Annotated in this window: 12 protein-coding genes and 2 tRNA genes; 9 read left to right on the plus strand and 5 right to left on the minus strand. The window is 33.9% G+C overall.

The genetic code is table 11. The features are described 5' to 3' along the window. Positions 1–47 precede the first annotated feature (47 nt). The 4 genes from BW942_RS06090 to BW942_RS06110 all read left to right on the plus strand — a co-directional run bounded on the left by BW942_RS06090 (position 48) and on the right by BW942_RS06110 (position 4,811). Positions 48–1,082: a lipase secretion chaperone gene (locus BW942_RS06090; RefSeq protein ID WP_000854852.1), complete on the plus strand. Its 1,035-nt coding sequence runs from the start codon at positions 48–50 to the stop codon at positions 1,080–1,082. A gap of 6 nt (positions 1,083–1,088) precedes the next feature. Next, complete coding sequence (locus tag BW942_RS06100; RefSeq protein WP_000499626.1) at positions 1,089–2,819, plus strand: apolipoprotein N-acyltransferase; 1,731 nt, start codon at positions 1,089–1,091, stop codon at positions 2,817–2,819. Continuing rightward, positions 2,819–3,589 (plus strand): ribonuclease H-like domain-containing protein, encoded by a 771-nt coding sequence (locus tag BW942_RS06105; RefSeq protein WP_000944038.1) that lies wholly within the window; start codon positions 2,819–2,821, stop codon positions 3,587–3,589. The genes BW942_RS06100 and BW942_RS06105 overlap by 1 nt, the downstream gene beginning before the upstream one ends. Before the next feature lie 490 nt (positions 3,590–4,079). Continuing rightward, positions 4,080–4,811 carry a hypothetical protein gene (locus BW942_RS06110; RefSeq protein ID WP_000576674.1) on the plus strand — a complete coding sequence of 244 codons (732 nt, stop codon included), beginning with the start codon at positions 4,080–4,082 and terminating at the stop codon, positions 4,809–4,811. Between the two features lie 460 nt (positions 4,812–5,271). Here the strand turns inward: BW942_RS06110 and BW942_RS06115 are convergent, their stop codons facing one another. Together BW942_RS06115 and dut are read right to left on the minus strand one after the other, a co-directional pair. Continuing rightward, positions 5,272–5,793 carry a DUF1564 domain-containing protein gene (locus BW942_RS06115; RefSeq protein WP_000353680.1) on the minus strand — a complete coding sequence of 174 codons (522 nt, stop codon included), beginning with the start codon at positions 5,791–5,793 and terminating at the stop codon, positions 5,272–5,274. A gap of 1,543 nt (positions 5,794–7,336) precedes the next feature. Then, complete coding sequence (dut, locus tag BW942_RS06120; RefSeq protein ID WP_000689546.1) at positions 7,337–7,774, minus strand: dUTP diphosphatase; 438 nt, start codon at positions 7,772–7,774, stop codon at positions 7,337–7,339. A 402-nt stretch (positions 7,775–8,176) separates the two neighbouring features. Between dut and BW942_RS06125 the strand changes: the two genes are divergently transcribed. Next, positions 8,177–9,127 (plus strand): hypothetical protein, encoded by a 951-nt coding sequence (locus BW942_RS06125; protein ID WP_000682355.1) that lies wholly within the window; start codon positions 8,177–8,179, stop codon positions 9,125–9,127. 1,422 nt (positions 9,128–10,549) lie between these two features. On the opposite strand, the gene BW942_RS06130 is transcribed toward BW942_RS06125, so the two are convergent. Together BW942_RS06130 and BW942_RS06135 are read right to left on the minus strand one after the other, a co-directional pair. Next, positions 10,550–11,683 (minus strand): aromatic ring-hydroxylating oxygenase subunit alpha, encoded by a 1,134-nt coding sequence (locus BW942_RS06130; protein WP_000036619.1) that lies wholly within the window; start codon positions 11,681–11,683, stop codon positions 10,550–10,552. Positions 11,684–12,288: 605 nt separating this feature from the next. Beyond that, entirely contained in the window at positions 12,289–14,298 is a 2,010-nt protein-coding gene (locus BW942_RS06135) for a 1-acyl-sn-glycerol-3-phosphate acyltransferase (protein ID WP_002970210.1), read from the minus strand. Positions 14,299–14,604: 306 nt separating this feature from the next. Here BW942_RS06135 and BW942_RS06140 point away from each other — a divergent pair, with 306 nt between their 5' ends. The 4 genes from BW942_RS06140 to BW942_RS06155 all read left to right on the plus strand — a co-directional run bounded on the left by BW942_RS06140 (position 14,605) and on the right by BW942_RS06155 (position 17,192). Beyond that, positions 14,605–15,639, plus strand: a complete 1,035-nt coding sequence (locus BW942_RS06140; protein WP_001075198.1) for an ATP phosphoribosyltransferase regulatory subunit — start codon at positions 14,605–14,607, stop codon at positions 15,637–15,639. Positions 15,640–15,676: 37 nt separating this feature from the next. After that, positions 15,677–16,954, plus strand: coding sequence for an adenylosuccinate synthase (locus BW942_RS06145; RefSeq protein ID WP_001111751.1), 1,278 nt, complete (start codon positions 15,677–15,679; stop codon positions 16,952–16,954). 73 nt (positions 16,955–17,027) lie between these two features. Further along, positions 17,028–17,100, plus strand: a tRNA-Lys gene (locus BW942_RS06150). Positions 17,101–17,117: 17 nt separating this feature from the next. Then, positions 17,118–17,192, plus strand: a tRNA-Glu gene (locus BW942_RS06155). Positions 17,193–18,605: 1,413 nt separating this feature from the next. Here the strand turns inward: BW942_RS06155 and BW942_RS06165 are convergent. After that, positions 18,606–19,433: a hypothetical protein gene (locus BW942_RS06165; RefSeq protein WP_000078824.1), complete on the minus strand. Its 828-nt coding sequence runs from the start codon at positions 19,431–19,433 to the stop codon at positions 18,606–18,608. Positions 19,434–19,444: the final 11 nt, after the last annotated feature.

Here is a 19,444-nt window from a genome sequence, read left to right on the forward strand (position 1 = left end):
CAAAAAAGGTTTGCTTTGAAAAAGATTTTTTAAAAAAATCACGGCCTATGAAAACTCTTCAGCAAAAAATCACATTTCCAATATTAGTAGGTTTGATCTCCGTGACTTTAATCATGTTGATTTGGTTCGTATTTTTCAGCGGAAGTAAAATTACTACAAGTTCTTCAGCAAGTTTAGATCCAGAATCCAGTTCCGGATCCGAAGGATGGATCTTAAATCAAGCGATCATAAATACTTCGCGTAAAATCTTCGACGAAAATGGAAACTGGCTTTCTTTTGATGAATTGATACAATATGCGTCAAATGGAGAAATCAATCTAATCTCCGAACTCTCAGACTTGAGAAGACAATGTCCCGAAAACATACATTATGAACAATGTAACGAAATTATTCGCGCGTTTATTGCAGATCATTATTTTGGAAAAGATGCAGAATATCTAATGAAGTTATTTTCCAGTTATTTAAAATACGAAACAAAAATGAAAGAGTTAGAAATATCATATAAATTAAGTAGAGCGGAAAAATATGAACTTATCAAAAAGCAAAGAAGGGAATTTTTCTCTGATAAAGATACGAAACTTATCTTTGGTTTAGAAGAAGCGGAAGAAACTTATCTGGATTCCTTGGGAGGTTTTTTAAAAGACACAGAAACATTAAGCGGGGAACAAAGAATGCAAAAATACGAAGAGTTCAGAAAAAATGTCTACGGGCAATACTACAATACGATCAAAAAAAGAGAACCGAAATACAATACCTATGAGACAGAGATGTTTTTGAGAGAAAAAGAATTGGAAAGAATGAGTTCCTCCGAACGAAACAGTAAAACCAGACACATTCGAGAAAAATATTTTGGTAAGGATGGAGCCGATCGTATGGAAACAGTTTACCAAGAAAGTGAAGAAAAAGAAAAAAAGGAAAAACAGACAGCACAAGAAGAATCTGATTGGATCAGAAAAAATCCTAACGTCAAAGTAGAAACCAAGGAAAAAGCTCTAATGGAAATTCGGATCAAAAATCTAGGAAAGGAAGAAGCAGAAGAATATTCAAGAAGGCTTAAATATGAAGAGGAAATAAAAAAATAAAAACAGATGTTTTACAATTTTATTTCCAAAGATTCGATTTTGTACCGACTTATACTGTGTTTTGGAATTGGAATCGGAACCGTGTTCGGACTTTCTCCGTTTTCGTTTTTTTCGGCGGGTGTATTTGCGTCTATCTCTTGTATTTTTTTGTTTTTTTCCCTCAATAGAACTTCTATTTGGAAAGCTTTCTTGTGGCTTTTGATACTTTCTCAAATTTTAAACTTCACTGCTTTTTATTGGATTCCAGGAGCAATTTCTAGAATTTCTGGTGCAAACACTTTTGTTTCCATACTTTTCTTTTTTTTATACGGACTAATCTCTCATTTAAAGTTTTTTTTGTTTTATACTCTATTCCGCTTTTCTAAAATAGATTCTGCTTCAAAAACTTATATATTACTTATATTTCCCGCCGCTGGAACACTCTCCGATATGATAACGTTTCAAATTTTCCCCTGGTATTGGGGAAACTTAATCTCAGGTTCCATCGTATTTGAACAATTCGCTTCCATTTGCGGAGTATACGGATTGAGTTTTCTTTTACTATTCATATCATCCACTTTTTTAATATTAGTAAATTATTATAAATATAAAAATTCAAAAGAATTCAAAACTTCGATCGCAAGTTTGATCTGTATCGCGTTTATATATAGATTCGGTCTTTATCGGATTGGATATATAAACCAATCACAAAATGAATTAAAACCTAAAAATCTCTCCGTGCTTATGATTCAACCGGACACCTCTCCAGGCACAAAGGACTTAAAAGCAGACGCCTCTTATTTAAGCGCTACAATGAGTAAGGTATTTTCCTTAGCCATACCTACTTTCGAAAATTCACCTTCTTTGATCGTAATTCCGGAATCCGCGATTCCGTTTCACGGTACAATCGATTCCGAAGAAAATCGGAAAGAAAAAATATATTCTTCTACAATGGAAGGTATCATTTTATATCTTTCAAAACATACAGGAGCCGACGTTCTATTTAACGAATTAAATCTGGATGAAAACAAACTCAGAAATCAGGTTAGTCTTTTTAAAAACTTAGACGGCAAAACCGAGAGATACAATAAAAGAAGGTTACTTCCTTTTGGAGAATATCTACCGATGGAAAAAAATTTTCCTTTTTTACGTTCTATCTTTCAAGAAACTTCCAGATATGTGCCGGGAGAATTTCCAAAACTTTTAATCGGAAATAAGATCCAAAATCAAAGATCGTTCTTACCTCCCGAAATTTCTAAATTGAACGAACCAAAAACGTATAGATACGAATTTTCATCCATTGTAGAACATACAAATAAAATTAGAAATTTAGAATATTCTTATTCGATCCTTCCTTTACTTTGTTACGAAGCTATGTTTACAGAACTTGTTTTGGATTATTTTCAAAACGAACAAAAACCGGAAGTTCTAATCAACATCACTAATGATTCTTGGTTCGATTCTGAATTAGAAGCCTATCAACATTCCGGGGCCGTTAGACTCAGGGCGATCGAAACCGGCTTACCTCTGATTCGCTCCGCAGTCTCTGGAATTTCGGAAGTTTGGGACGCACGCGGAATTCCAATGATCGTTCCAATCGGTTTTCACGAAACCGGAACCAGGGCGTTTTCTATCCGATTAGATGCTATCGAATCTACGATTTATACCAGATTTGGAAATTCTTTTCTATGGATCTTCTGTATTTTAATTCTGATTTCTCGTCTTATTTTCGTGTCACGAATAGAAAGGAAAAGTTAATGTTGAGACATACCTTCTGTCATCTTCCCGGAATCGATTCCAAGGAAGAAAAAAATCTTTGGGAAAAAGGGATCTACGACTGGAAGGATCTGGAAATATATCTGAAAACCGAACCGGCCCCTATCCGAAATTTGATCTTAGACGCATTAGAATTTTCTAAAAAAGAATTAGAGAGAGAAAATTTTTTTTACTTCTTTCACGTATTTTCCCCAAAACACCACTGGAGACTTTTTCCAACAATTCGGAAAAAACTTCTCTACATGGATATAGAAACCACTGGCTTAGGAAACGACGATAGAACTACAGTCATTGGTACTTTTGATGGATACGAATATCGTTCTTATATTCGAGGTTTTAATCTAGATTTTTTTTTGGAGAATCTAAGTCAGGATCAAATTTTTGTTTCTTATAACGGAATTGCATTCGACGTTCCTTTTTTAGAAAGGGAATTTAACGTACGTTTCCGAAATAACCATATTGATATTATGTTTTTCTTAAGATCCTTAGGAATCAGAGGGGGACTCAAAGGGTGCGAGAAAACGTTAGGTGTTCATAGACCAGAAACCGCTGCAATCACTGGAATAGAAGCAGTAAATCTTTGGAAACAATACGTAGATTATGATGATATGGACGCGCTTAAAATTTTAGAAGAATACAATCGGGAAGACACTGTAAACCTTGAAATCTTATTTATAAAAGGATACAACTTAAAAATCAAAGAAACTCCTTTTTATGGGGAAGTAATTCAAGAGCCCTTACAGCTTCGATAAGTTTATATTCTTATTATAAACTGAAATCTTTATAAAGACTTAAGTTCGGTAACTCCAATGCGTAAGGAATCGATGCGAAAAAACTCAGCAGAAATGCTCCCTCAAACTAAAGACGATTGTTGCATCCTATTCCCTGTATGCAATTTATTGACCAGAGCGGAAAAGCCTGGTCCGGCTGCTATAGCAGCTGGATTCGCTCTGATTTTTTTACGTCCCTGCCCACATTATTGAGTAGACTATACAAATAGAATTGTCTGAAATTCTGTCTCTTAAAACGGGATTCGTTTTAACTTTTATGGTATTTTATTGTGTAGAAATCAGTAACAAACAATTTTGGTGAACAACAAAAAGAGCCATTTACCTTATAATTGATAAACGACATCTAAATCAAAATTCAAAAAACAGAAAGTATCTAGAATAACTGGACTCTAAAGAAAAAAACATAGCCAGCCTTGAGGCTTTTTCCAATTTAGTATTTTCAAAAATTAATTTGATTTTTTTACTCTCTACCTCTATGATAAACTCAATTCAAAGCGTAAATATCTTTCTTCGAAAAATGTTTTACATTTTTATTTTTTGTATTTTTCCCTTCGCCGCGTTCTCTCAAACTAAAAACGCTGATAAACAAGAAGCCATCCCATTTGCACAAATCAATCCAGAAACTAAAACAGATCTAAGTTCAAAACAAACACCTAGAAGAGTTGATCAAAGGAAAGGTTCTTGGAGTTTTCAATGGGGTTATAATCGAGATTCTTATACACAAAGCGATATTTCTTTTCATGGCCCTGGATACCACTTTACTTTAAAAGACGTGGTAGCAAGAGATAAACCGGAAAAATTCAATCCATCCGTTTATCTAAATCCTAGCCTTTGGGAAATTCCACAATACAACTTCCGTTTAACTTATTATTTTTCGGATAAATTTTTTATAGCGTTTGGTCAAGATCACATGAAATATGTAATGAGTCGAGGACAGGCCGCCAATATCTACGGTTATATAGATCCACTCGTAATTCAAAAAGCTCATCTTGCAACTTCTCCCGAATCTTCGGTTTATCTTTATTTATTTCCAGACGCGTATAAAAAATGGGAAGGTTATCACAATGGAGAAACCGTCAATATAACTCCTGACTTTTTAAAATTCGAACATACGGACGGATTAAATTTTCTTTATTTAGATGTAGGTATGATTCAACCTATATGGGTTTCGTCTAACGGATAAAATGCACTCAGTTTTGTTTCATCTATTGGTGGTGGGCCGATTGTTTGCAGAAGCGATGTTCGTCTTTTTGGAGAAGGAAAAAATAACCATTTTCATACCTCCGGTTACGGGGTTTCAGGTTACGTAGCTGCTCGTGCAGATATATTTCGATCCGTTTTTTTCGAATTCGGTGGTAAAGGAGGATATATAGATCTTCCTAATATTTTTACGAACGGGCATTCCAAAGATAGAGCAAGTCAAAACTTTGGTTTTTTAGAACTGGTCATTTTTGGTGGAGTAAATTTCTAAATCCTTTGACCATACAAATAAACTTTATAAATAAGAATTTATATATTTAAAATCTCTTATATAAGAATATTAGATTTTAGTAGTACAGTTTAAATTCTGTGCTTAATACAAACTTTCTTTTAACTTATAGTAAATTTTTATGGAGAAATTAGATTTTTTTACATTGATTTTTCTATTCTTTTAAATAGTACGGATATTGATTCGTCATTGGATTTGGTTCAAATTGTAATTCTCTCGATATGAAGTTTTGTCTCCTGTCAATCTTCCAAATCATTTTGTAAGTCCAGTGAAAAATAGGAACTCCCCGGTTCAAAGTTTTTACAAAAAAATCCCCTTGTTCATCCAGCCAGAGCATATAATTAAAAAGATAACACCTCGAAACACCATGAGCCGCGGCCAGCACACCTAAAGTTGCCCAAACACCAGAATGAACTCGAATACTCAATTTTTTCATCTTACCTACACCCCGATTGTATTTGATTTTACCTGCCTTATTATGAAGCCGCTTCATCGACGCGATTTGTTTAGAATATTTTCTCAATAAAAAAGGAAGTTTATTACGAAGTGCTTTTTTCTCTTGCAGATTCAAACGATTCCAATAAACACCTGGAACCAAAAGAGAATCCGTTCCGACAGAACCTTCTATCAAGGAAGATTGAATTTTTTGACCGTCATCTAATAAAAGAATATCCATATTAGAAAACGGTTCTTGGATCCTTCGACGTGGAACAATTTATGAAAAATTTTTTAAAGAAAATAAAATATTTTAACATGAATTAGACGTAAGTAACTAAAAATCTATCTACTAAAATTTCAAAAGATATAAACTACAATATTTTAGAAATTCCTAATGAACGATTAGAATTACTCAGATTACGCCACATACGACTATTTGCAAACTTTCCAGCAATTTTTTTCAATATCAAATTTTCTTAATTTTTAGACATTGAGACAAATTTTAAGTTTTTATAAAATTGAATCCTTACGTCAAAATGTAGGAACTACCACAAATTACGGTTTTACGGATAAATTTTCAGATAGGAACACACTACTTTAAGAAAATTATCTCTGATTTCCCTACAAACTCAGATCAAATGTAGATAAAAGCTGATCCTTTTTTCAAGTGATTTATATTTTAAAGTTTTATTCAAAACTATAAAATAGAGAATTCAATCTTTTACACTGAAACGGTGCTTTGTAAATAAAATTCACAGTTTTAGTTTTATAGAATTAATCATTTTTTAATCTTTGTAAAGTGCAAAGGTCGCACAACGGTAATTTTATGCAAAAATTAGATTGGACAACGATCCTTTTAAGACTTTACAAAAATTCCTTAAATGAAAATCACCAAACATTTATTTTACGAAAAAATCAGAAATTCATCTTTGGGAGTCTATAAAGTTTTTCTAAAATATAATTTCTAACTTAGAGTCGGTCTAAAAACCTCAAAGAATTTTACCCGATCATTCTTTAGAAATTTTTAATAAAATGCAGTATTGTGAAACTCAATGCATCACTTCTATGATCGCTCTGCAGATCGCATTTTGACAATTTGCAAACTTTCAGCAGTTCGAATCTCGTTAAATTTTTGTAGTAGTTCCCACATTCTTGTGCAACTCAATCTACACTTTCTAAAGGCCGTTCGAAAAACTTAGAGTCTCGCTTCTTGAACTCAATAAAACGCTTCCTAAAATGCCGATCCTTAGAGAGGTTCCAGATCGCGTTTAAACTCAGCAAAACGCTTTTCTAAACTCAAATCTCGCTCCCAACCATCACCAACCCCACAAGTATTTGATCTCAATATAAATCTGTCGGAATTACGACAAATCCTCTGTAAAACTAGTTCCCACTCCACAACGCGACCCATAGGAAAGCGTTGTGCTGAGTTTTCCAACGCCGACCCATAGAAAAGCGTTGTATTGAGTTTTTCCTATTTTTGGGTGGGGTGGTAAGGTTCGGAAAATTTTTCTCTATCAGAAAAACATACTTTTTACAAGTAAAAAAACTCATTCTTGTCGGAACACTTGAAAAATGTGCGTTTTTGAGCCCAGAACGGCGACCCATAGGAAGCCCGTTCTGTTGAGTTCATTCTGATTCTAAAATCCTATCCAACTTGTGGGTTGGTTATGGCTCCCAACGGGTCACGAGATAGGTCACGTTTTAGGCGTTTGAAGTAACCAGCAAACGGGGGCGATGTTTATTGGGATAAGCTATTAATAAATCAATTTGAATACAGTTTAATGTCCGGTAGAACCAAAACCGTTTGCACCTCTTTCCGTCCGATCTGCAAATTCCGAGACTAACTCCCAATCCGCATACCAAGTTTTACGGATCAGTAATTGAGCGATTCTCATTCCATGTTCAATTATAAAAGAAGAATCTCCTAAATTCAAAAGAGGAATCATCAATTCACCTCTGTAATCACTATCGATAGTTCCGGGTGAATTTGGAATTAAGATTCTATTTTTTGTAGAGAAACCAGATCTAGGTCTAATTTCAAAATGAAACTCTTGAGGAATGGCAAAGGAAAGACCCGTAGGAACTAAACCAACGTTACCTGGTTCTAGAACCAATTTGGAATCTAAACAAGCATGAATATCATAACCAGCCGCCTGTTTTGTCTGTAATAAAGGAAGCTCGGCGTTTGGTCTCAGTTTTTGTACAAAAATTTTCATAGATGAGGATACCCCATTTTTACCTTATAAAAAAATAGGACAATATTTTAAAAAACTATTTTCGTTTTGAAAAAATCAGAAATAAAATGAACCAATTCATTTCTAGAATTCGTTCTAAAAAATTCAAAATCAGCCACTACCTTGTTTATAAATCGTTAATAACAAAACGAAGTAATTTCTACATTTTGCAGTAATTAAAAAAAATGTAAGAGTTCCTACATTTAGAGTCTCGCTTCTATAGGCGCTCGAAGTAACTCAGCGTCTCGCTTCTATGGGCGCTCGAAGTAACTCAGCGTCTCGCTTCTATAGGCGCTCGACAGGCCTTAGAATCACTTTTAAATCCAATCATCTTTCCTGAAAAAAGAGATTGCGCTCCAACAAAGAATCTATAGGAATTACAACGTGAAACATCCAAAAATGAACCTCTTGGGAGCGCTTTTACTTAGCTCCTTATTCTTAAATCCTTTGAATTCCGACCCTACGTTAGGCAACTGTGAAGTATTTCCAACAAATAATATTTGGAATACTCCCGTAGATACACTTCCCCTGCATCCTTTTTCAGAATCTTATGTTCGAAGTATTGGAGCACAAAAAAAATTAAAAGCGGATTTCGGCTCTGGGCTTTGGGAGGGAATGCCAATTGGAATTCCATTTATACTAACGTCTGGTGCCAATCCTGTCCCAGTATCTTTTGAATATACTGATGAAAGTGAACCTGGACCGTATCCAATTCCACATAACGCACCTATAGAAGGTGGAGAAACAAGCGACGGAGACAGGCACGTTCTAGTTGTAGAGCAAAAAACATGCAAATTATATGAATTGTATTCCGCAAGGAAAAAAGGAAAATCTTGGACTGCTGTGTCTGGTGCGGTCTTTGATTTGAAGTCCAATCAACTTCGTCCGGCTAACTGGACTTCTGCGGACGCAGCCGGACTACCAATTTTACCTGGTTTAGTGAGATACGAAGAAATAGCTTCTGGAGAAATCAAACACGCAATTCGTTTCACCGCTAAAAAAACACAAAAAGCGTATCTATGGCCTGCTCGTCATTACGCTTCTAAAATCACAGACAAAAACGTCCCACCGATGGGAACTCGTTTCCGTTTAAAAGCAAGTTTTAACATAGACGGATTTAGTAAAGAAAACCAAGTAATTCTACGTGCATTAAAAAAATATGGAATGATACTTGCCGACAACGGATCAGATTGGTTTTTATCCGGAGCTCCAAACGAAAAATGGAACAATGATCAACTTCATAAACTAGGTAAGGTTTTAGGAGATCAGTTCGAAGCAGTAGATTCAGAAAGTTTAATGATTTCGACAGATTCCGGAGAAGCCAAACAAAACTAATCAACGTGAAATACGAATCTATATAAAATTACTACTCGAACACATGAATAGAATACTTGGGTTAGATTGTTTCAAAAATTTGAATATTTTGGTCTTGCTTTAAAATGCCGTAAATCCCGAATTTGCAGTGTTTTTTAAGTACCACTATTTTTTTCGTAAATTCGGCCGTTAATAACTTGGCACTATTTTCATGCGTCCGGGTAGTAATCTTTACTACAACACATCGTTTCAGTATAAAACATTAGGAACTTGTTTCAAAACCTAGAGATTATAAAAATTTGGCGATAAGAAAATAATTGGGCAGTTCGCAAGCATTCGGATATAAATCAATCTGTAGAAACTCCAATATTTTATTAGAAATTCCTAAAAGATTATCATCTAGATTTTGGGGCAAGTCCCAAAAACTGCTATATGATTCCTAGTAATATAAGAAAATTAGAAAAAATTTTCCAAAAATAGAGATTTCTAACTTTTTAAAAACTAAGAATAGAGTTGTTGAAAAATAATTTTCTTTCGTTTTTTTCATTAAAACGAATAGGTAAAAATTTTTGTAAATATGAGTTCTCAATAATTATAATATAAAACTTTCTAATATTCAATTTTATTATTCTATAAAAAAAGAAGACCCTTTGAGTTTTTTTGTATTAGAGTTGTTGAAAAATTAATTCGCCATCGATTTCCGTTGTATGGAAACTGTCGATTGAACTAGTTTTGTTAAACTCCACTATAGAATTTTTCAACAACTCTATTAATTTTAGACATATATTTTTCATGAAATTATTATAATACTCATTCTTATAAAATTGAGTATCTAAATGTTTATCACAAAGTGTCGTTTTATGTAGATTCTATATAATCCAATGCAAAAATGGTTGAGGTGTAGTCAATTAAATTGTAACTAAAAACAAAATATTGTATTATATTTCTTTCATATAGTTAATTGACTGAAGCCGAAAGTGCAGTTGTAAGCCATCTTAGCGAATGTGAGTTCAACGTAAAGAACCATGATTTATCTTTCTGAAAAAAATTAGAATCTGAGCTTTGTAGATTTATCTCTAAAATGTGGGAACTCCCACAAATCACGATTTTAACGTGAGTTCGACGTAAGGAAATCCATGGTTCATTTTTCTAAAAAAGTTGTAATCTCGATTCCTAAAATGTGGGAACTCCCACAAATCACGATTTTACGAACAAACTCTGAAATTGTAGGCGTTCCTATTTTTAGAAAACTCTTTCTCATTTCTTAAACCGAACTTACGTTAGCTATGAAATTTGCAAGCTGCAACGATACCCAAAAAACTCAGCGAATGCCTCTCTAAGAAGCGGCATTCAAGAAATCGTCGAATTAATTTTTTTATTCGCCAAGATTTTCTTAAGTCGAATTCACGTTAAAGTCATACTGTAAAAACAAGTAAGAAATATTCAAATAAATGCATTTGTTAAAGAATTATGAAAATGAAATATACCAGGTTCTAAAGAACTAGGTTGAATCCATTCATTTTGTAGAACTCCGGTTTGAATTTCAGGCGCTAATCCCAAATCCTCCGAAGTAGTACGAAAGAAAAATTCTCGATTTTCTTCCCAAAATCGCATAGTGCGAGAAGACTTAGGTTTTTCTGGAATCAGAATGGCTCTAAGACAAAAAGTACGATCCGGTGAAATAGGTTGAAACTGGATGATTCCGAAATGATCTCTAAAAAGAATAAGAATCGTAGATGGAAAAAGAAAATAGGTGATGATCAAATCTTTTCGAGTTGGTCGAGAAGTATTTTTATAACTTCGATTAGGAATTAGAATTCTTGCATGTTCCCCAATAGGATCCATAATAGAGACGTTTTTTTCGACCACGGATGCCACCGAATTTTTATGAACCGTAGAAATATGATACGATTCCAAAAAGATCTCCACTCCTATTTTCCAATTGTATGCACCTTCTTCCGATTGAATTGCAAAAGGAATATAAGAATCCAATTCGTAAACTTTCCATTCTTCCCAAAGTGATGAAAGCGAATCTAGAACGTTCTCAGTAAACCCGGAAAAGATAAGACCCGCTTTTTCAAGAACAGGAAAGGAATAAAGTTTTTCTTGAATTGTTTCACATTCTTTGGTTAACAGATCTCCGTTTAGATCGTAAGTCCATGAATGATAAGGACATACAATCTTTTTAGCTGAACCAGTTTTTCCTCTAGAAACAAGCCTTGTTCCACGATGTAGACAAGAGTTCCTATATAACCGTAAATTTTTATTCTCATTTCTCAAAACAAGCCATTCACGATCTAAAAATTTTCCAGAAATAAAATCGCCCGGATTAGGAACTTGATCACTAAAACTTACTAAATAAGGACGTTTTTTAAGTAGATCCAATTCTTGTTGAAAAAGAGTAGAACATTGATACCGATTCGTTAAAAATTTAGTTTGAGAGGATGTTTGTAGAAATTCCATTTCAGAAATTTCTGGAAGTCCAATTTCACATTGTTTGCGCAACCGATCCAAAATCGTATTTGAAAAAGGTAAATCTTTCGGTCTTTGAATTTTTTTCGTACTGATTTTAGACATGTTTTTTTAGTAAAATTATTATACTAATTTTAAGAACCGATTTTTGAAAATAGCGATTGTTTCGCAAAACGAATCTCATTCCTTAAGAGAAAACAAGTGTAATTTTCAAAAAACAGAATTTTTTAATCTGCGAATATTCTATCTTTTGAATAAAATCCACAATCTTAAATTAATATTTTAAATCCCAGAGAGATTCCTATCTTATCATTTGATTATAAAATTTGAATCATCCGATTAGATTATAAAGTCGATTAAATTAAAGAAGAAATCGATGATCAAATCAAAACATTTAGTTTAACGTAAACTCAATATAACAGCGTAATTTCTACGTTTTCTGAATCAGCTGTTAAACCTATACCCGTCTCGCCGTAGTTCCCCACAGATTCAGTCTCAATTACAAATTTTCAAACATTCATTTTATGTAATTAGAGTTTATATGAGTTCCTACATTTTATTCTTACAGAAAAGTCAGACTTTATAAAACGAATCTTTTACATTAAAATTAGGCATAAATCATTACCGTAAATGTAGGAATTTCTGTTTTTAAAAATTTTTTCCGAGAACTCACGTCCCTTTTCAAAATCTCTAACAAATGAAAAAATGTTTTAAACCCTTGCCAATCTGCCTTCCAACATCTCAATGATTTGATTTACATCCTTTTTGTTGATTACAATTTCGTAAGCTGCAGAAAGAACCGGAGTTTCAGCAGAAATTTTCATAAGGTTGGGCATTACTTTAAGACCATAAAATCCATTCGACATTTTTTCAGAGGAAGAACCATAAGCAATGTCGTATCCTGTTTTTCTGTCCTTTGCATCTGTTCCAAAACAAGAAAGCATAAAATCGGTTAGACCAGAAAGACCCAAGAAAGTTTCGGGCTGACCTCCCATCTTAGTACCAATCGTAGTCATCTCTGTAAAAAAACGATTCGATAAGCGAAAAAGAGAATTATCTACGTTTCCTCCAAGAGTCTGAGTGAAATAACCTTCTACAATTCCCATCGCAAGAGCATATATCGTCTTAAGAGCTCCACCTAACTGAACACCTTTGACATCCGTAGGAATTCTAGCAGGTCTCGGAAAAATATAACCCGTAGTGAAAAGTTTCTGAACTCTTGGAATCAGAGTCGCGTTAGACGCCGCTATCTCAAAACCGGAAATTTTTCTCTCCATGATCTGATCCGGATAACAAGCTCCAGCAATCACACCTAAACGATCATCTTCTAAACCAAAAGCGTTTTGCACTTCATCTAAAATCAAACCAGTACTAGTAAAACCTTTTACCACATTAAAGAAAGGAGCCTTGTTTCTATTTAAATAAGGTTGAATTTCTGGATAGACGTTGATGAGCTCCCAAGGATTTGTACCTTGAATAAATAAAGTAGCCGTTTTTAAAACTTCCACATCGGAAGTAAAAACTAAATTAGGAGGAAGTTTATAAAGAGGATAATACTTTAATTCTCTTCTTTCGGTGTTACATTGTTCCGTATACGTCTGATCTGGATGATATAGATAAACTAAAACATCTTTGTTGGCTAAAAGGGTAGCAACCGCAATTGACATACTACTAGCGCCAATCACTACAATTTTTTCTTCTGGTTCCTTAGGAATTTTAATCAGAATATTTTTACCAGGAACGTCACCTTTATAAAGATTTCTGTAAGTTCCGTGTTGATGTTTGTTTAGATTAGAACCAACAAGAAGAGCCAGGTTATCGATCAAAAATTGTTTTTTATCTCCATGTTCTGGAAACTGAAGTTGTTCCACTTCTTTTGGAAAAGAATCCATCTGTTTGCGAGAAAGTTCTCCAACTAACACAGGTTTGCCGATCACGAGTTTACCGTTCACCTGATTAAAAAGAAGACTCGTAGTAGGAAGAATTTTATCAGTTTTTTCCAGAGAAATAGGAATAATAACTTTATTTGCGACATAGTGATAAACTGTTTCCACAAAAGGCATCAACCTACCGTCTCTGGATCTGGTTCCTTCTGGAAAGATCGCAACTATCTTACCTTCCGATTGAAGTTTTTGAGAATGTCTAAACGCTCTCATGTTGATTTTAGTCATTAAATCGGAAAGACTAGGATTATCTGCCATATCTCTTTTAGAACAAACCAAAAGAGTACCGAACATATACAAACCGAGTCTAGTAAAATCAGGTTCATACGCTAGTCTTCCAGCGATAAAAACGAGTTGTTCGGCGATCGACTTTCCTTCGGGAGAACAATTATATAACTGATGAAAAATTGCAGGAGCGTCTAGATGAGATAAATGATTGGAAATTAGAGTGACTGGATATTTACCAATCAAAGGTTTTACCGCTTTTAAATTTTCTACACCTTCAACGGTAAATTGTTTCATGATCGGAGAAAGAAACTCCATCATAAATTCTCTAGATCTTTGTTCAGGAGAAGTATAAACTCCTACGGATTCTAGAAGATTCGGTTCTTTGAATACTTCCATAACCGGAGGCATAGGAGTCACAGAAGAAAGGTATAAAAATTTCTGAAGAATTTTCTTGGCTTCGTCTTCCGTCATTCCGGAACGTTTGAATAAATGAATATTTTCAAAAAATTCTTTCTGCCATTTACCTACGCTGGATTCTTTTTCAACCATCGTATCACACCTGTCCCAAAATAAATTCTTTATAATAGCCTCTAAGAGACTTTTGTATTCCGATCTATTTTATAAAATCGAAATTTAAATCATTTGCGGCTAACTCTGAGTGAAAATCAATTTTCGAGTCAGATAATAACCAGTTTTAGAATTCAATGAAAAACCCTTTTGAAAGAGTTTACTTACATCTTATACCGGTTGTATATCATTCGTTTGCGGGGGAATTGTCATTCTATTTTTTTAAAAAGGTTTGAAATCTGACGTCTGAGTTTTGAACTGTATTTTGGAACTGAAGTTTTCCAAAACATGAATCAAAATCTTCCAGAACCTAATCAAAAAAAATGGATCCCAGACGGATTTCATTTTCTTGGCCCCGAAGATAGCAAGTACAGAAGGACTTTACTTGAAACCATATCCGGTGTTCTTAAAAAAAAAGGATACTCGGAAGTATTTTTACCTGCATTCGATTATAGCTCCACTTTCATTCAAACGGTTTCGGCCCCGGATTCATCTTCCCTTTTCCGAATCAGAGATCTTTCCGGAAATGAAATTTCTCCCAGCATCGATCTGACCGTTCAAGCGGTCAAAGGAATGGCAGGTTTTTCTCACCAAAGAGAAAATCAAAACATCTTTTATATTGGAAGAGTTTTCAGAGAAAGTACAAAAGGAAGTGTAGCTCGTAAAGAAATACTACAAATTGGAGCGGAATCGATCGGTGTTTCCGGAAAGGAAAACACATTCAAAATCTTAGAGGAACTGGACGAAATCATTTCTTTACTTCCTCTTGAAAACAAACTGACTCTTGTTTTAGGAAACGTAAATCTGTTCCAATCTATCGTTCAAGAATTTGAACTCAAACAAAATGAAATCGAGATTCTTTCTAAATTACTATATCAAAAAAACGTAAACGAGATCCAGAAAATTTTCGGAGAAAAAAAGAACCATACCGATTTGATTCGTTTGTTAAGCTCCTTGGTTTTAAATTTTGATCTAAATTCTTTGAAAAATTCTCTCAATATAAATTCACTTTCTAAGAATCTTCAAAAAAGCTTAAGTTCAATTCTTGAAGAAACATACTGGATTTTTAATTCTTGGGAATCTAAAAAAAGAAGGATAGACCTCTGTATCGATTTTTCTCTTTTGAGAGATCTAAACTATTATACCGGTTTTGTTTTCCAAGGTTATCTGCAAGATTCTCCCGATCCAGTTTTAACCGGAGGAACCTATGATCATCTCTACGAAATGTTTTCCGGGGTACAAAAAAACGCGAGTGGTTATGCACTCATGGTAAATACTTTAGAATCCTCTTTAAAAACTCCTCTTTTCAATCTTTCATCATGATACGTATTCATACCAAACATTCATTCGAGGAAAAATTATGCCCGCATCGTTAGTAGTAGGAACCCAATGGGGAGATGAAGGAAAGGCAAAGGTAATCGATTTTCTTTCCAAGGACACGGACATCATCGTTCGTTATCAAGGTGGAGCAAACGCGGGACATACGGTTGTAGTTCACGGAAAAAAATACGTGTTTCATTTAGTTCCTTCGGGAGTAATCTACGACCAAACCATCTGTGTAATCGGGAACGGAGTTGTTTTAGATCCTCTTTTTTTCATAGAAGAATGTGACCGCCTTCAAAAAGAAGGCTTTCCAGTCTTCGACAAACTCTTGTTAAGCGACGCTTGTCATCTTCTATTTCCGTATCATTCTCAGATCGATTCCGCAAGAGAAACTACACTCAGTCAAGAGCACAAAATCGGAACCACTAAAAAAGGAATCGGGATCTGTTACGCGGATAAAATGATGAGGACCGGATTGCGAGTAGGAGATCTTTTAGACACTTCTTACCAAACCCGTTTGAAACATTTAGTGGACGAAAAAAACAGAGAACTAGACAAACTCTACGGAATGCCTCCAGTCTCTTATAACGATATTAATGAGGGTTTAAAATTTTTTCTTTCTAAAGTTAAAAAGAATATTATCAATACTGCATATTATTTAGATACGGAACTAAAAAAAGGAAAACGAGTTCTTTTGGAAGGAGCCCAAGGTACCGGTTTAGACGTAGATTTCGGAACCTATCCTTATGTAACCAGTTCTAATCCCACAACGGGAGGAGCTTTAATTGGAACTGGAATTCCGTTTCAACATTTAAAACACGTAATTGGAATTACAAAGGCATATACCACGAGAGTCGGAGAAGGCCCCTTCCCTACTGAACTTTTAGGAGAAGCTGGAGAAAAACTTCGTCAAAAAGGAGGCGAATTTGGAGCGACTACGGGACGTCCCAGACGTTGCGGCTGGTTTGATGTAGAAATGCTAAAACATTCCGTTCGGATTAACGGAATCACTTCGATCGCTTTGACAAAAATAGATATTCTTTCCGACTATGATACAATTCCGGTTGCAACCGGATATAAACTAAATGGAAAAACTTTAGATTGTTTTCCATCTCAAGGTTTGGATAAAGTGGAAGTCATCTATGAAGAATTTCCAGGATGGAAATCCGACATTTCAGGCATCTGCGAATTTCAAAAACTTCCAGAAAAATGTAAAAATTATATTTCTGCTTTAGAAAAATGGATCGGAGTGAAAATCAATTTGGTTTCAACTGGTCCCGATAGAAAGGATACGATTCACGGAGATTCTTTTTAAGAATCGAAGTTTTTTTAATCGTTTTTGATTGACCCACGATACTCGATAAATATCGTGTATTTCGTAACGCTTCGAGTCGTTAGCTCAGCTGGTAGAGCAATTCCCTTTTAAGGAATGGGTCCGGGGTTCGAATCCCCGACGACTCAAAGATAAGTTCTTATTAGCCGCCATCGTCTAGTGGTTAGGACACAAGATTTTCATTCTTGGAACAGGGGTTCAATTCCCCTTGGCGGTACCACTTCTCAATTTTTCTTTTTAAACCGTCCTTTTCAGAAAATAAAAGTATTTTAAAAAATTCTAATTTTCTAAACTACGCTAAATCAACTCGTTATCACAAAAGAATCCCAGTCTTTAAATATTCTAAATGTAGAATATTTTATAAATTTAATATACTTTAAATTTATAATAGAGTTGTTGAAAAATTCCATAGTTCAGATTAACAAAACCGCTTCAATTGTTCGTTTCCATAAAATAGAAACAAATGGAGAATTAATTTTTCAACAATTCTAATACTCATTTTATGTATGAAATAACAATCCAGTTTACTATAAGATAAATTTCAAGTAATAGAAAATTTTTAAAAGTACAAATTTATTTATGAAAATAACTAAATCTTGTTTTTTTTAGTTTCTAAAGATTAAAACAAGGAGTTTCCACAATTTAGCCTCATTACAAATTTTTAAACAACGTGAGTTTGGCGTAAAAAACCATGATTTGTTTTTCTGAAAAAATTGGAATCTGAACTTTACGGATTGATTCTTTAAATGTGGGAACTACCACAATATATAAAATAGAAGTTTATAACAATTGAATCTATCGTATTTAAGTGCGGGAACTGCCACAAAACTTAGGTTTTATCTGTAAAATGACGTAGGAACCACTGCAAGTCACGATTTTACGAACAAATTCTTAAATTGTAGGAACTCATACTTTTAGAAAATTCTTTCTCGTTTTCTTACACCCTGCTTTACTTTAAATATTTATTTTTTATAGTTAGAATTCAGTGGGAGTTCCTACATTTCAAAGTTCTACCGTAAAATATAGATTTGTGGGAGTTCCCACAAATATTTTTTACTAAAAAATGAAACTTTTTATAAAATAAATCTCTTATATAAAGCTTACATTAATTCAGAGTTTGTCCCAAATCCTACCTTAAAAAGTTAGGGATGTTTGCTAAATTATTTCGAGCGCCTACATGAAATTGAATTTCACAAAAATGTAGGAACTACTACATTTTATTAAAAATTTCTAAAGAATAATCGCATAAAATTCTTTGAGGATTTGGAACAAGTTCTTAGTATGAAACATAATATAAATGGCAAGTTAGAAACTACTACGAAAATGCGGAGATTTTTACACACTGCGTATAACTCGAAATTTACAACTTTTCTTGGGACAAAATCACACTCTAACTTTTAGAACAAATTTATAGAACTTTTAAACGTTTTCGTAAAAGTCTTATTGGTTATTTAAAATCATATAATAAAGTATCTAAAATTTTAATCTAAAAACAGAAATTTGTTTCAAAATTTATATATTTTTATACATAAAATCAAAAAACAACATCTTTATTCAAAAAATAGAATATTATAATTTAATAAATATCTGTTTTTTCGACAAATAAAACTACGTTTTATTTGTGGAAAACTAACTACATCCCTAAACGTTTTTTCAGATTTCGATTTTCTTCGATTAAATCTTTGATCTCTTTTTCCGTGTATGCAAAAAGTCGATCCTGGGCTTCTAAAATTTTATCCAATTGAATCTCTTCAATATGAGAATAATTCAGTGCTTGTTCCGTTGCTTTTTTAAAATCAAGAGCATCTTTTAATTCCTGGGTTTTCATAGAATCCAAAATTTCAGAAACTTTCAACCGTTCGTGTAGAGCCAGCAATTCCTTATTCTTGAGTTCATTGACTCTTTCCAAAGCCTTGTTGATTTCTTCGTTGTTCTTTTTGACCTTGGATTCAAATTCTAAAATGGCCTGTAATGCCTCGTTGGCTTTTGTTGCGTCTTTATATTCTTTTTGAGCCAGTTCAAAAACGCCTTCAAAAAATCCTATGTTCGTCAAACAACTGTTACCGATTTCGTTTGCGGCGAGTTTATAAAATTCAGATTGAACGGTTCTATCTAATATAAGTCTTAAATTTCTAGGATGAACCGGATGTTCTAACACTTCAATTTTACCGTTCTCTGGAACCACTCCCTTAATTTTTTCTGCCTCATCAGAGTAAATTATGATCAGACTGGCGTAAGGATGAAGTTCAAACTTTCTAATAGATTCTCTAACCTGGTTCCATTCCTCTAAATTAACGGAAAGAAAGAAGATATGAATATCTGCTTTCAATAAATCGATGGCACCTAAACCATCTAAAGCCACTTTACTCAACTCTATGTTTACGCGAGGATGTTTCCAAATTTGGATCGGGAATTCCTTCCCTGAAGTAATATGCCAAATGATCGCGTTTTTTTGACTCATTGTATTCATTC

Source organism: Leptospira interrogans (genome assembly GCF_900156205.1).
Classification (GTDB): Bacteria; Spirochaetota; Leptospiria; order Leptospirales; family Leptospiraceae; genus Leptospira; species Leptospira interrogans.

Bases quoted from the DNA above. Each gene is read 5' to 3' on its own strand.
- BW942_RS06090 (WP_000854852.1), top strand. From the start codon at position 48: ATGAAAACTCTTCAGCAAAAAATCACATTTCCAATATTAGTAGGTTTG.
- BW942_RS06100 (WP_000499626.1), top strand. From the start codon at position 1,089: ATGTTTTACAATTTTATTTCCAAAGATTCGATTTTGTACCGACTTATA.
- BW942_RS06105 (WP_000944038.1), top strand. From the start codon at position 2,819: ATGTTGAGACATACCTTCTGTCATCTTCCCGGAATCGATTCCAAGGAA.
- BW942_RS06115 (WP_000353680.1), bottom strand. From the start codon at position 5,793: ATGGATATTCTTTTATTAGATGACGGTCAAAAAATTCAATCTTCCTTG.
- dut (WP_000689546.1), bottom strand. From the start codon at position 7,774: ATGAAAATTTTTGTACAAAAACTGAGACCAAACGCCGAGCTTCCTTTA.
- BW942_RS06130 (WP_000036619.1), bottom strand. From the start codon at position 11,683: ATGTCTAAAATCAGTACGAAAAAAATTCAAAGACCGAAAGATTTACCT.
- BW942_RS06135 (WP_002970210.1), bottom strand. From the start codon at position 14,298: ATGGTTGAAAAAGAATCCAGCGTAGGTAAATGGCAGAAAGAATTTTTT.
- BW942_RS06140 (WP_001075198.1), top strand. From the start codon at position 14,605: ATGAATCAAAATCTTCCAGAACCTAATCAAAAAAAATGGATCCCAGAC.
- BW942_RS06145 (WP_001111751.1), top strand. From the start codon at position 15,677: ATGCCCGCATCGTTAGTAGTAGGAACCCAATGGGGAGATGAAGGAAAG.
- BW942_RS06165 (WP_000078824.1), bottom strand. From the start codon at position 19,433: ATGAGTCAAAAAAACGCGATCATTTGGCATATTACTTCAGGGAAGGAA.